Source organism: Streptomyces sp. NPDC021115 (genome assembly GCF_044333065.1).
In the GTDB taxonomy this organism is placed as follows: Bacteria; Actinomycetota; Actinomycetes; order Streptomycetales; family Streptomycetaceae; genus Streptomyces.
Map to the genome: position 1 here is coordinate 749,114 of NZ_JBIRQF010000001.1, position 12,634 is coordinate 761,747.

The 12,634-nt window shown below is 70.7% G+C and carries 15 protein-coding genes; 6 read left to right on the plus strand and 9 right to left on the minus strand.

Annotated elements, in window-relative coordinates:
* Positions 1-138: 138 nt before the first annotated feature.
* Entirely contained in the window at positions 139-270 is a 132-nt protein-coding gene (locus tag ACH4TL_RS03385) for a hypothetical protein (RefSeq protein ID WP_398312887.1), read from the minus strand.
* Here ACH4TL_RS03385 and ACH4TL_RS03390 point away from each other — a divergent pair.
* Positions 269-1,696, plus strand: coding sequence for an arylsulfotransferase family protein (locus tag ACH4TL_RS03390; RefSeq protein WP_398312884.1), 1,428 nt, complete (start codon positions 269-271; stop codon positions 1,694-1,696). The two genes, ACH4TL_RS03385 and ACH4TL_RS03390, sit on opposite strands and share 2 nt — an antisense overlap.
* Positions 1,697-1,699: 3 nt before the next feature.
* Here the strand turns inward: ACH4TL_RS03390 and ACH4TL_RS03395 are convergent, their stop codons facing one another.
* The 3 genes from ACH4TL_RS03395 to ychF all read right to left on the minus strand — a co-directional run bounded on the left by ACH4TL_RS03395 (position 1,700) and on the right by ychF (position 4,346).
* The gene (locus tag ACH4TL_RS03395) at positions 1,700-2,737 is read right to left on the minus strand and encodes an asparaginase (RefSeq protein ID WP_398312881.1); all 1,038 of its coding nucleotides are present in this window, start codon (positions 2,735-2,737) and stop codon (positions 1,700-1,702) included.
* Positions 2,738-2,747: 10 nt separating this feature from the next.
* Positions 2,748-3,086: an MFS transporter gene (locus ACH4TL_RS03400; RefSeq protein ID WP_398425138.1), complete on the minus strand. Its 339-nt coding sequence runs from the start codon at positions 3,084-3,086 to the stop codon at positions 2,748-2,750.
* A gap of 171 nt (positions 3,087-3,257) precedes the next feature.
* The gene (gene ychF, locus ACH4TL_RS03405) at positions 3,258-4,346 is read right to left on the minus strand and encodes a redox-regulated ATPase YchF (protein ID WP_398312875.1); all 1,089 of its coding nucleotides are present in this window, start codon (positions 4,344-4,346) and stop codon (positions 3,258-3,260) included.
* Positions 4,347-4,567: 221 nt separating this feature from the next.
* On the opposite strand from ychF, the gene ACH4TL_RS03410 reads away from it, so the two are divergent.
* Complete coding sequence (locus ACH4TL_RS03410) at positions 4,568-5,230, plus strand: DUF6542 domain-containing protein (protein WP_398312872.1); 663 nt, start codon at positions 4,568-4,570, stop codon at positions 5,228-5,230.
* Here the strand turns inward: ACH4TL_RS03410 and ppgK are convergent.
* Both ppgK and ACH4TL_RS03420 read right to left on the minus strand, forming a co-directional pair.
* Positions 5,124-5,915, minus strand: coding sequence for a polyphosphate--glucose phosphotransferase (ppgK, locus tag ACH4TL_RS03415; RefSeq protein ID WP_398312870.1), 792 nt, complete (start codon positions 5,913-5,915; stop codon positions 5,124-5,126). The two genes, ACH4TL_RS03410 and ppgK, sit on opposite strands and share 107 nt — an antisense overlap.
* Complete coding sequence (locus tag ACH4TL_RS03420; protein ID WP_398312867.1) at positions 5,912-6,934, minus strand: 4-hydroxy-3-methylbut-2-enyl diphosphate reductase; 1,023 nt, start codon at positions 6,932-6,934, stop codon at positions 5,912-5,914. The genes ppgK and ACH4TL_RS03420 overlap by 4 nt, the downstream gene beginning before the upstream one ends.
* Before the next feature lie 53 nt (positions 6,935-6,987).
* Between ACH4TL_RS03420 and xseA the strand changes: the two genes are divergently transcribed.
* The 3 genes from xseA (at position 6,988) to ACH4TL_RS03435 (ending at position 9,348) form a co-directional block, all read left to right on the plus strand.
* Positions 6,988-8,208: an exodeoxyribonuclease VII large subunit gene (gene xseA / locus ACH4TL_RS03425; protein WP_398312864.1), complete on the plus strand. Its 1,221-nt coding sequence runs from the start codon at positions 6,988-6,990 to the stop codon at positions 8,206-8,208.
* 10 nt (positions 8,209-8,218) lie between these two features.
* Complete coding sequence (locus ACH4TL_RS03430) at positions 8,219-8,494, plus strand: exodeoxyribonuclease VII small subunit (RefSeq protein ID WP_398312861.1); 276 nt, start codon at positions 8,219-8,221, stop codon at positions 8,492-8,494.
* A gap of 263 nt (positions 8,495-8,757) precedes the next feature.
* Positions 8,758-9,348 carry a malonic semialdehyde reductase gene (locus ACH4TL_RS03435; RefSeq protein WP_398312858.1) on the plus strand — a complete coding sequence of 197 codons (591 nt, stop codon included), beginning with the start codon at positions 8,758-8,760 and terminating at the stop codon, positions 9,346-9,348.
* A gap of 75 nt (positions 9,349-9,423) precedes the next feature.
* Here ACH4TL_RS03435 and ACH4TL_RS03440 read toward each other — a convergent pair whose 3' ends face one another.
* Positions 9,424-9,978, minus strand: a complete 555-nt coding sequence (locus tag ACH4TL_RS03440) for a DUF4245 domain-containing protein (protein WP_398313696.1) — start codon at positions 9,976-9,978, stop codon at positions 9,424-9,426.
* 168 nt (positions 9,979-10,146) lie between these two features.
* On the opposite strand from ACH4TL_RS03440, the gene glpX reads away from it, so the two are divergent.
* Positions 10,147-11,178 carry a class II fructose-bisphosphatase gene (glpX, locus tag ACH4TL_RS03445; RefSeq protein WP_361477787.1) on the plus strand — a complete coding sequence of 344 codons (1,032 nt, stop codon included), beginning with the start codon at positions 10,147-10,149 and terminating at the stop codon, positions 11,176-11,178.
* A gap of 103 nt (positions 11,179-11,281) precedes the next feature.
* Here glpX and ACH4TL_RS03450 read toward each other — a convergent pair whose 3' ends face one another.
* Positions 11,282-11,638: a WhiB family transcriptional regulator gene (locus ACH4TL_RS03450; RefSeq protein WP_398294367.1), complete on the minus strand. Its 357-nt coding sequence runs from the start codon at positions 11,636-11,638 to the stop codon at positions 11,282-11,284.
* Between the two features lie 178 nt (positions 11,639-11,816).
* Positions 11,817-12,512 (minus strand): DUF1707 domain-containing protein, encoded by a 696-nt coding sequence (locus tag ACH4TL_RS03455; RefSeq protein ID WP_398313694.1) that lies wholly within the window; start codon positions 12,510-12,512, stop codon positions 11,817-11,819.
* Between the last annotated feature and the right edge of the window lie 122 nt (positions 12,513-12,634).

The following is a 12,634-nucleotide window of genomic DNA, read 5'->3' on the forward strand; positions in this document are numbered from 1 at the left end:
AATGGCAGCGCAGACGATGTGGGCTCTCCGTACGAGAAAGGAGGTCACTCGCGCCGTGTCGGTGGGCGCGGTGGCCCTGGCGTTCCTCGGCGCGAGTTGTCCTCCGGCGCCCGCGGCGGGTTCACGGGGGACCACTCCTCACCTGTGCGCGACGGAACCCGCGCCGCCGGCCGGGAGTTCCAGCAGGGCGCGCGGTGCGACCACCCCGGCACCGATCACCTCGGGAAAGGACGTGTGGAACTTCGTATCGGCGCCACGCCTCCATCCCATGCGGGTCACCGTGACCCGGCACAAGCCGGGAACGGCACCGGGGAAAATCTTTGTCGCGCCCTACAGCACGGGCACGGTCGTCGGCCAGACGGGGGCGCTGATGGTCGACAATCCGGGAAACCCGGTCTGGTTCCGCCCGCTCTCCTCCGCGCATCTCCAGAACGCGGACTTCAAGGTGCAGACCTACCGCAATCCGCGAACCGGGAAGACGCAGCCGGTGCTGACCTGGTGGCAGGGGTCCATCGCCATTCCGCCGACCTATACGAATCTGCCGTCCGGCGCCCCGGAACCGGGCGGATGCTACTACATCTACGACTCCCACTATCGCCTGCTCAGGACGGTTTTCGCGCATCACGGATTCTCTCCGGACGAGCATGAATTCCTGCTGACCCGCAGGGGGACCGCCCTGTTCCTCGCCTCCAAACCGGTTCCCCTGGACCTCACCCCCTACGGGGGACCGAAACACGGAAAGATCCTGGACAGCCAGATCCAGGAGGTCGACCTCGCCACGGGAAGACTCCTCTTCTCCTGGGACGCGCTGCAGCACATCGACCCTGCCGATTCCCACGTATCGGCCTCCGACACGTCATCGTCCGGCGGAGTGTGGGACGCCTACCATCTGAACTCGATCGACGAGGGTCCGGGCGGTCGGCTGCTGATTTCGTCGCGCAACATGTGGGCGGTCTACGACATCTCCAGAAGTACGGGGAAGGTCCGCTGGCAGCTCGGTGGCAAGAAGAGTGACTTCACCTTCGGCCGGAACGCTCGCTTCTACTGGCAGCACGATGCGAGATTCCGGCCGGGGAACCGGATCAGCATGTTCGACGACGGATGCTGCAATCAACCGGGTGGCGCGCCCGAACAGAAGTCGCACGGCCTGATCCTCGACCTCGACTTCCGCCGCCACAGGGCGAAGGTCGCGCGCGCCTATTACCATCAGCCGCCGTTGTTCGCGGCATCGCAGGGCAACACCCAGGCGCTGCCCAACGGCAACGAATTCCTCGGGTGGGGCCAGACTTCGTACTATTCCGAGTACGCGGGAGCGGGGAACTCGGAGCACGACCCCTCGCGCAGCCTGCTCTACGACGCCCAGATGCCGGGCTCGAACATCTCGTACCGCGCCTTCCGCAACGCCTGGGTCGGCACCCCCTACTACCGGCCGAGTGTGGCGGCGCGGACCGCCGGGAGGCACAGCACCGTCTACGCCTCCTGGAACGGATCGACGCAGACGAGAGCGTGGCGGGTGCTCGCGGGCCCGGACCCCCGGTCCCTGTCGGTGGTCGTCGGGCACGCCCGGCGGACCGGCTTCGAGACGGCCGTCACCACGCCCGCCCAGGGACCCTACTTCCAGGTGAAGGCCCTGGACGCGGCGGGCAAGGTCCTGAGGGCGTCCAAGGTGGTGAGGATCGACCGCGGTGCGCGGTGAGCCCTACTCGCCGCGCTCGGCGATGGCGGCGAAGGTCCGGGCGACGCGGGTGCGGTCGTGGCAGCCGGTGGAGAGGAGACGGAGGAGGAGCAGGCGGGCCTTGTAGGGGCTGAGGTCACCCCCGGCGATCAGTCCGCCCGCGAGGAGGTCCTGCTCGGAGCCGGGGTAGCTGTAGGTGCCGGTGAGTACGGGGCCGTTGCCGATGCGGGAGGTGAGGACGACGGGGATCCGGTCGGCGAGGCGGCGGAGGCGGGGGACCAGCCATTCGGGAACGTGCCCGGCACCCAGGGCCGCGATGACGAGTCCGTCGCACTGGCCGTCCAGCAGGTCGAGTTGGGTGCCGTCGTCTCCGAAGGCCACGGTGTGCAGCGCGACCCGCACCGGGCGCGGACCCGCCGTTCCGTCGGCCGGTTCGGCGGGGCCGGCGGGGCCGATGGTCCGGTGGGGCAGTCGCTGATGCAGCCTCACTCGTCCCTCGGCCACCAGTCCGAGCGGGCCGGAACCGGGTGAGGTGAAGGCGGCGGTGCTGGTCGTGTGGCTCTTCTCGACCGTTCGCGCGGCGTGCACCTCGTCGCCGAGGACGACGACGCAGCCCGCCCCCCGCAGCCACGGTCCGGCGGCCGCGATGACGGCGGCGTACAGGTTGGCCGGTCCGTCGGGGCCGGCCTTGGTCGCGTCGCGCATCGCCCCGGTGAAGACGATCGGCTCCTCGCCCCGGTGCAGCAGGTCGAGGTAGAAGGCCGTCTCCTCCATGGTGTCCGTTCCCTGGACGACCACCACGCCGTCCACCCGCCCGGAGTCCAGCTCCGCTCCGATCTCGGCGTGGAGCGCGTCGAGGTCCGTCGGCGACAGTGAGGCGCTGGGCAGACGGCGGAAGTCGTGGACGCGCAGCTCGACTCCCAGGGCGTCGATTCCCTTCACGGAGTGCAGAAGCTGCTCCGCTGACAGGGCGGGCGCCACCTCGCCGGTCAGGGGATCCGCGGTGGTGGCGATGGTGCCGCCGAGGGCGAAGACGGCGACCTTCCGGCCGGTCAGTGACATGGCGTTCCTCTCAGCTGTGGCGCGAGACATCGGGCAGCGCGTGGCGGACGACGGCACCCAGGACGATCGACAGCATCAGCGCCGCCCGCCGCCCATGCCGGTCGCCGAACCAGCCGAACAGAAGGCCGCCGAGCGGACGCATCACGAACCCCACGGCGAACACCGCGAGCGTCGCGAGCAGCCCGGAGAACGAGTCCTCCGGGTCGAAGAACTGCTCGGCGACGAAGGGCGCGAAGAGCGCGTAGACGTTCCAGTCGTACCACTCGCGCGTTGCCCGCCCCGGTGCCGACGATCGTGCGCAGCCCCTGCCGACGGCTGGGGCAGGGGCTTGCGACGCCGCGTTCCGCATCGGCTGCATCAGTGAGGCCGGTCTTCATCTGGCTCCTCCTCCGTCGGCGGTGATTGCGGCTATCACCGTGGATGAGGGGGCTGCCGAAGGGCCTGTAACGCAGGAACCGGTCTCCTGGGGCCGCGATGCGCAGCCTTCGGACGCCAGTGCGGGTCAGCGACCCGGCGGAGGTCAGACGTTGAAGCGGAACTCCACCACGTCGCCGTCGCGCATCACGTAGTCCTTGCCCTCCATGCGCGCCTTGCCCGCCGAGCGGGCGTCGGCTACGGAGCCGGTCTCGACCAGGTCGTCGAAGGAGATGACCTCGGCCTTGATGAAGCCCTTCTGGAAGTCGGTGTGGATGACACCGGCCGCCTCGGGGGCCGTGGCGCCCTTCTTGATGGTCCAGGCGCGGGATTCCTTGGGGCCGGCCGTGAGGTAGGTCTGGAGGCCGAGGGTGTTGAAGCCGACGTGGGCGAGGGTGGCGAGGCCGGGTTCGGTCTGGCCCACGGACTGGAGGAGTTCGAGGGCCTCCTCGTCGTCCAGTTCGGCGAGGTCCGCTTCGAGCTTGGCGTTGAGGAAGATCGCCTCGGCGGGGGCGACGAGGGAGCGCTGCTCGGCCTTGAAGGAGTCGTCGGTCAGCTCGTCCTCGTCGACGTTGAAGACGTAGAGGAACGGCTTGGTGGTGAGCAGGTGCAGGTCGTGGAGGAGGGCGGCGCGGTCGCTGCCCTGGACGATGCCCGCGGAGAAGAGGGTGCGGCCCTCTTCGAGGATGGCCTTGGCCTCCTCGACGGCCTTGACCTGGGCCTGCTTGTCCTTCTGGATCCGGGACTCCTTGACCAGGCGGGGCAGCACCTTCTCGATGGTCTGGAGGTCGGCCAGGATCAGCTCGGTGTTGATCGTCTCGATGTCGCTCTTGGGCGAGATCTTTCCGTCGACGTGGACGACGTTCTCGTCCTTGAAGGCGCGGATGACCTGGCAGATGGCGTCGGACTCGCGGATGTTCGCCAGGAACTTGTTGCCCAGGCCCTCGCCCTCCGAGGCGCCCTTGACGATCCCGGCGATGTCGACGAAGTCGACGGTGGCGGGGAGCTTGCGGGCCGAGCCGAACAGCTCGGCGAGCTTGTCGAGGCGGGGGTCGGGGACGCCCACGACGCCGACGTTGGGCTCGATGGTGGCGAACGGGTAGTTGGCCGCCAGCACGTCGTTCTTGGTCAGGGCGTTGAACAGGGTCGACTTGCCGACATTCGGCAGACCGACGATTCCGATCGTGAGCGACACGTTGGCGACTTCCCGTAGCTTCCCGTAGCGGGATCGAATGCGAGGACAGGGACACGGCCCCCACGGGGGCCGGTCCACCAGTCTACGGGCCCGCCTCCGGTCACCCGTCCGGGCGGACCGTCACCCTCCCGGGCTGACAATCAGTCGAACAGACCGCCAAGGTCCCGCGAAGGGCGTGTCCCAGTCCGGATTCCAGCCCTCCGCCCACCTACGTTGGTCTGGTGGAGCACTACAGGACACGTACGCCCCGCCGGGCGGCCGCCCCCTCGCCCCGCCCGGCGGCGGACGACACGTACCCGGGCCGGAGCGGGGGACCGAGCAGGAGCGGGGGACCGGGCCCGGGCGGCGCGGCGCGCGGCGCCCGTCCGGCGGCGCGCGGCGGCCGCGGCGGGCTGGCGGGCGCGGCGGGCGCGCTGGCGTTCACCCTGCCCAGCGCCCGGCTCACCGCGTTAGGCGCGGGACTGCTGACCGCGCTAGCGATGTTCGCCTTCGGCTGCCTGGACGCGCTGCTGTTCTCCGGGTCGCCCACCGCGTACGGGGTGTTCTTCCTGCTCGCGTGCGCCGGCTGCGGGATGTGGGTGCGGCCCGCCGACCTGTTCCCGGGGGCGATCGGGGTGCCGATCGCCTTCACCGCCGGGCTGCTGCCGATCAACGACGGCAGCCCGGGGTTCGCGGGCCAGGCGCTGGGCGTGTTCACCGCGCTGTCGCTGAACGCGGGCTGGCTCTACGCCGGTACGCTGCTGACCGCGGTGATCGTCCTCGTTCGCAGGATCGCCCTCATGGGGCGGCAGCGCCGACGTCGTCAGCAGCGGCAGCCGCGGCCATCGCGGCACCCACGATCCCGGCATTGTTCTGAAGCTGCGCCGGGACGATCTCGGCCCTGATGTCCTCGATCAGCGGCAGGAACTTGTGCGCCTTCCGGCTCACCCCGCCGCCGATCACGAACAGCTCGGGCGAGAACAGCATCTCCAGGTGCGCCAGGTACTTCTGCACCCGGTGCGCCCAGTGCGGCCAGCTCAGGTCGTGGTCCTCACGGACCTTGGTGGAAGCGCGCTTCTCCGCCTCGTGGCCGTCCAGCTCCAGATGGCCCAGCTCGGTGTTGGGCACCAGCCGGCCGCCGGTGAAGACCGCGCTGCCGATGCCGGTGCCCAGGGTGAGCACGATCACGGTGCCCTGACGGCCGCGGCCCGCGCCGAAGGTCATCTCGGCGACCCCGGCCGCGTCCGCGTCGTTGAGCACGGTGACCGGCACGCCCAGCCGCTCGCCGAGCACCCCGGCCAGATCGGTGCCGATCCAGCTCTTGTCGACGTTCGCGGCGGTAAGGGTCCTACCGTTCGTGACCACGCCAGGGAAGGTCACCCCGACCGGGCGGTCGGCCCAGCCGAAGTGCCCGGCGACCTCCACCACCCCGTCCACGACCGCCTCGGGCGTGGACGGGTGCGGGGTGAGCACCTTGTGGCGCTCCTCGGCCAGGTCGCCGCGGTCCAGGTCCACCGGCGCGCCCTTGATCCCGGAGCCGCCGATGTCCACGCCGAAGACTCGTGCGGCGGTGCCGCCTCCATCGGTCACGGCTGCGCGCCGTCCGTTCCGGTGGCCGCGGCCGTTCCGGCGGCCGCAGCGGCCTCGGCGCGCAGGTCCCGGCGCAGTTCCTTGGGCAGCGAGAAGGTCATGGTCTCCTGCATGGGCTGCACGACCTCCACGTCCCCGTAACCGCGCTCGGCCAGCCACTCCAGGACGCCCTCGACCAGCACGTCCGGCACGGAGGCGCCCGAAGTCACGCCGACCGTCGACACGCCCTCCAGCCACGCCTCGTCGATCTCGCTCGCGTAGTCGACCAGGTGGCCGTCCTTGGCACCGGCGCCGATGGCGACCTCGACCAGCCGCACCGAGTTGGAGGAGTTCTTGGAGCCGACGACGATGACCAGGTCGGATTCGGCCGCGACCTGCTTGATCGCGGTCTGGCGGTTCTGGGTGGCGTAGCAGATGTCGTCGCTGGGCGGGCTGATGAGCTGCGGGAAGCGGTCCTGGAGCGCGTCCACGGTCTCCATGGTCTCGTCGACCGAGAGGGTGGTCTGGGACAGCCAGACGACCTTGGACTCGTCGCGGACCTCGACGTTCTTCACGTCGTCCGGGCCGTCGACCAGGGTGACGTGGTCCGGCGCCTCGCCGCTGGTGCCGATGACCTCCTCATGGCCCTCGTGACCGATCAGGAGGATGTCGTAGTCCTCCTTGGCGAACCGGACGGCCTCCTTGTGGACCTTGGTGACCAGCGGGCAGGTCGCGTCGATGGTGGCCAGCTTGCGGTCCGCGGCCTCCTCGTGGACGACCGGCGCGACGCCGTGCGCCGAGAAGATCACGATGGAGCCCTCGGGCACCTCCTCCGTCTCCTCGACGAAGATCGCGCCCTTCTTCTCCAGGGTCTGGACGACGTACTTGTTGTGGACGATCTCCTTGCGCACGTAAATCGGCGCGCCGTACTGCTCCAGGGCCTTTTCGACGGCGATCACGGCACGGTCGACGCCCGCGCAGTAGCCACGCGGGGCAGCGAGCAGGACCCGGCGGGCGGAGGTTGCAGTCATGTCCCCCATGGTAGGGGCGATGACGACGGGCTCTGTCGGTGGTGGCCGATACGCTCGCGGGCATGGCTGTCAACACGTCCGCGGAAGCGCCGATCCCAGTCGGCGAGGTGTCCCGGCTGATCGGGGGGTGGATCGACCGGCTCGGGGCGGTGTGGGTCGAGGGGCAGATCACCCAGCTGTCGCGGCGGCCGGGCGCCGGGGTGGTCTTCCTGACACTGCGCGACCCCAGCTACGACATCTCGCTCACGGTCACCTGCTTTCGCGCCGTCTTCGACAAGATCGCGGACACGGTGTCGGAAGGCGCCCGGGTCGTCGTGCACGCCAAGCCGGAGTGGTACGCGCCACGCGGGCAGCTGTCCCTGCGGGCCGCCGAGATCCGGCCGGTGGGCGTCGGTGAACTGCTGGCGCGGCTGGAGCAGTTGAAGAAGTCGCTGGCGGCGGAGGGGCTGTTCGCCGCCGAGCGCAAGAAGCCGCTGCCGTTCCTGCCGCAGCTGATAGGGCTGGTCTGCGGGCGGGCGTCGGCCGCCGAGCGCGACGTGCTGGAGAACGCCCGGCTGCGCTGGCCCGCCGTCCGCTTCGAGGTGCGCAACGTCGCCGTGCAGGGCACGCACGCGGTGCCGCAGGTGATCGAGGCGGTCCAGGAGCTGGACGCGCTGCCGGAGGTCGACGTGATCGTGGTCGCGCGGGGCGGCGGCAGCGTGGAGGATCTGCTGCCGTTCTCGGACGAGCAGCTCGTACGGACCGTCGCCGCGTGCGCCACGCCGGTGGTCTCCGCGATCGGGCACGAGCCGGATTCGCCCCTGCTGGACCTGGTCGCGGACCTGCGCGCGTCCACGCCCACCGACGCCGCGAAGAAGACCGTGCCGGATGTGGGCGAGGAGCTGGTGCGCATCCAGCATCTGCGGGAGCGCGCGCTGCGCAGTGTGAACGGGCTGCTGGACCGCGAGGAGCGGGGCCTTGAGGCCGCGCTCGCCCGGCCGTGCCTGCGGCAGCCGCACCGGATGGTGGACGAGCGCGAGGAGCAGATCGCGTCCGTGCTGGACCGGGCCCGGCGCTGTCTGGGGCATCTGCTCGACCGCGCGGACTCGGAGCTGGCCCACACCCAGGCCCGGGTGGTGGCCCTCTCCCCCGCCGCGACGCTGCGGCGCGGCTATGCGGTGCTCCAGCACGCGGACGGGTCGGTGGTGCGGGCGGCGGCCGAGGTGTCGGCGGACGAGGAGCTGCGGGCGCGGGTCGCGGAGGGTGAGTTCACGGTGCGGGCCGCTGTCGGACCCGCTGAATAGGGTGGGTGGCATGGCGAAGACGGACGAGAAGACCGGCGAGCGCGCCGGGGCGGCCGAGGCGACGCTCGGGTACGAGCAGGCGCGGGACGAGCTGGTCGAGGTCGTGCGGCGGCTGGAGGCGGGCGGCACCAGCCTGGAGGAGTCGCTGGCCCTGTGGGAGCGGGGCGAGGAGCTGGCCGCGGTGTGCCGTCGCTGGTTGGAGGGGGCTCGGGCTCGGCTTGACGCGGCGCTGGCTGCGGGGGCGGGGGATGGCGGGGTGGACGGCGACGGCGAGGGCGACGGCTGATCGGGGCGGGGCGGCGGGCCTTTCCCCACCCCGCCCCTTCCCGAACCGGGGGCTCCGTCCCCGGGCCCCGGGTGGGGGCTCCGCCCCCGGGCCCCGCTCCTCCAATTCCCCCAGCTACCGCCGGGAGGTGCCCCAGGGGGCTGAGTCGAGCTGGCGGCTGTGATTCGGCGCACGGTGCTCCGATTTTAGTTGAACATTAACCTAAATCTCGTACAGTGGAGCCTGCGTACATCGATATCACCACCGTGACCAGGAGGTTTGCCATGACGCTCGCACTCGACCCGGCCGCCCAGGATCTGCTCTTCCGTGAGGCCCACACCGCCAATACCTTTACCGACGAGCCCGTCTCCGAGGAGCAGGTGCAGGCCATCTACGACCTGGTGAAGTACGCCCCCACGGCGTTCAACCAGTCGCCGCTGCGCATCGTCCTGGTTCGCTCCGCCGAGGCGCGTGAGCGTCTGGTTCCGCACATGGCCGAGGGCAACCAGGCCAAGACGGCCTCCGCGCCGCTGGTCGCGATCCTCGCCGCGGACAACGAGTTCCACGAGGAGCTGCCCGCGCTCTTCCCGCACGCTCCGCAGATCAAGGACATCTTCTTCAGCGAGCGCGGCACCCGTGAGCAGGCCGCCGCGCTCAATGCCTCGCTGCAGGCCGGTTACTTCATCGTGGGCGTCCGCGCCGCCGGTCTGGCCGCCGGTCCGATGACCGGTTACGACCCGGCCGGGGTGCAGAAGGAGTTCCTGGACGACGACCACACCCCGCTGATGGTCGTCAACATCGGCAAGCCGGGCGAGGGCGCCTCGAAGCCGCGCAGCCCGCGTCTGGACTACGGGCAGGTCGTCACCACCGTCTGATGCGTCCCGGGACCGGACACCGGACAGCAGGGCGCCCCTACGGCTCGTGAGCCGTAGGGGCGCCCTGCTGTCCGGTCAGCCCTTGTCGGCCGCCTTCTCGGTCTTGAGCGCCGCGGCCATCTTCGCGAGCTGCCCGTACGAGGCGGTGCCGGTGACGACCGTCGTCACACCCGGTTCACGGCGCACCAGGGCGTCGTACTTGTCGCCCTCGTAACGCACCCACTCATGGCCGCCGATCTTCTCCTTGGCCTTCGTCTCCCGCGCCTGCTGGGTGACCTCGTCGATGAAGGGGACGGGCTTGCCGTCGCTCTGCTCGATCGCGATGTACTCCTCGTGCTGGTCGAGGAAGCCCAGATGCCAGGCCGCGCCCTTGTCCTCGGTGGCCCCGGGCTGGTACGTCACCGAGGTCGCGCGCCAGCCCTCGGGGAGGCTGCCCTTCTCGGGGGCGGCGACCGGGTACGGCGCCGCGCGCCGGGCGGTGTCCACCTCCACCCGGTAGTCGACCGTCCTGACGCCCTTGCCCTTGTCACTGTCGTCGTGCGGAATGCCGAAGACGTAGATGGCCGCCGCGACGACACCAATCACCGTCAGCGACAGGACCATGTCCCGCACCGTCTCTTTGCCACGCATACCTGCCACGCCCCCATCGTCCCTCATGGCCTCGCGAGACCCGGCAACAGGGCCGTGACAGGGCCGTGCTCATGCGTGGGGTCCCCTGCTCACCTTCGCAATGAGCGGATAAGGTCATGAGCACCCTCACTTTTTCCGGTTCGTCGCCGTACAGAAAGGTGCGCTCCGATGACCGAGCATCATCTGCCGTCCCAGCTCGAGGTCAGTCCCGCGGCTCCCGACCGCAACCTCGCCCTCGAGCTGGTCAGGGTCACCGAGGCGGGCGCCATGGCCTCCGGCCGCTGGGTCGGCCGCGGTGACAAGAACGGCGCGGACGGCGCCGCCGTGAAGGCCATGCGTTCCCTCGTCCACACCGTCTCGATGAACGGCGTCGTCGTCATCGGCGAGGGCGAGAAGGACGAGGCGCCGATGCTCTTCAACGGAGAGCGCGTCGGCGACGGGACCGGCCCGGAGTGCGACGTGGCCGTGGACCCGGTGGACGGCACCACGCTGACCGCCAAGGGCATGGCCAACGCCGTCTCCGTGCTCGCCGTCGCCGAGCGGGGCACCATGTTCGACCCGTCGGCCGTGTTCTACATGGACAAGCTGGTCACCGGCCCCGAGGCCGCCGAGTTCGTCGACATCACCGCGCCGCCCGGGGTGAACATCCGGCGGATCGCGAAGGCGAAGAAGTCCAGCCCCGAGGACGTCACCGTGGTGGTGCTGGACCGCCCCCGCCACGAGGGGCTGGTCAAGGAGATCCGGGAGGCGGGCGCCCGGATCAAGTTCATCTCCGACGGCGACGTGGCCGGTGCGATCATGGCGGTGCGCGAGGGCACCGGCGCCGATCTGCTGCTGGGCGTCGGCGGCACCCCGGAGGGCATCATCGCGGCCTGTGCGATCAAGTGCCTCGGCGGCACGATCCAGGCCAAGCTGTGGCCGAAGGACGACGAGGAGCGGCAGCGGGCCGTCGACGCGGGCCATGACCTCGACCAGGTCCTCCAGACCGACGACCTGGTCAGCGGCGACAATGTGTTCTTCGTCGCCACCGGCATCACCGACGGCGATCTGCTGCGCGGGGTGCGGTACCGCGCGGAGACCGCCACCACCCAGTCGCTGGTGATGCGGTCGAAGTCGGGGACGATCCGGCAGATCGACTCCACCCACCGGCTGTCCAAGCTGCGCGCCTACGCCTCGGTCGACTTCGAGCGCCCGCGCTAGCGGCGCGCGCCAGCGGCCCGCGCTATATCGCGCGCCCCGGAGCGTACGCACGGCACGGGCCGGACTCCGCCACCCGGCGGGGCCGGCCCGTGACCCGAAGAGTTCACCCGGCGGCGGCGACGCGCACGGCGCGCTGGAGCTCCGCCTCTCGGCGGCGACGGCGGGCCAGCACCACGCGGCGCTCGGCCGCGGTCAGCCCTCCCCACACCCCGTACGGCTCGGGCTGGAGCAGCGCGTGCTCCCGGCACTCGACCATGACCGGGCAGCGCGCACAGACGCGCTTGGCGGCCTCTTCCCGCGACAGCCTCGCAGCCGTGGGCTCCTTGGAGGGGGCGAAGAACAGCCCGGCCTCATCCCGGCGGCACACCGCCTCCGAGTGCCAGGGGCCTGCCTGTTCCCGCGCTGGGCTGCGCTGCGGGGGCACGGCGGCGTCCAGCAGGGGCTGATGCGGTTGCAGCACGGTCTACTCCTGACGACGGCTCCGGTATTCACCCTTGCCCGTCTCCCGCCGCACGGCCCCCTGTGCACCCCCATCAGCCGTACGAGAGACGATGCACCAAGCCTTACCCGCTGTGCGCACGCTTATGCACACGGTTGTCCCGCCCGGAAATTCCGTATGCACAGCGGCTGTTCAGCCCTTATGACCTCAGGTTCTTCACACGTTTCCCGCGCTTCGGCTTGGCGTCGATCCCGCCGAAGAGCGCGAATCCGCTGACCTGGATCACCGGCGCTTCGGGGTCCGGAGCCTCGTGTTCCGCGATGTCCACGCCGCCGAATACGCCGGAGCCCGAACCGTGCAGCGAGACGTTCTCCGGGACCCTGATCTCCACCCCGCCGAACACGGCCCACGCCTGGATGACGATCTCCCGCTGCTCGAAGACCGCCTCGGTGAGGTCGATCTCGACGCCGCCGAAGACCGCGAAGGCGTGGGTACGGCGGCGGGGCCGCCAGCGGCCCTTGCGCACGGCACCGCCGAAGATCGCGATCAGGTTCTCCGGGCTGCCCGCGGGGCCGGACGCCGCCGCAGCGGATGACAGCCCCGCCGCGGTGCGGGCCGGGCCCGCGGGCACGTCCCGGACCAGGGGCTCCAGCTCGCCGCGGGTCTTGGCGCGGTAGACCGCGTCGATCCGCTCGGCGTGCTCCTCCGGTTCCAGCCGCCCCTCGGCGAGGGCCTCCCGCAGGATGTCCGCGATCCGGTCGCGGTCCGCGTCGGACGCGCGGATCTCCGCCGCCGTGACGGGCGCCGACGCCCTTGCCGGGGCCATTGCCGGGGCGGGGGCGGTTTTGGTCAGGGGGACCGGCTGCTGCGACTGCTGCTCATCCACGTCCGTCAGCGTACCCACTCGCGATAGATCGCGACTAGGGGTGCGGTACGCGATATACGACGACCCCGATACGCGGCGGGCTCCACTGAGCCTTACCTCACAAGCCGCCGCACCCCCACCCCGTTCTACGC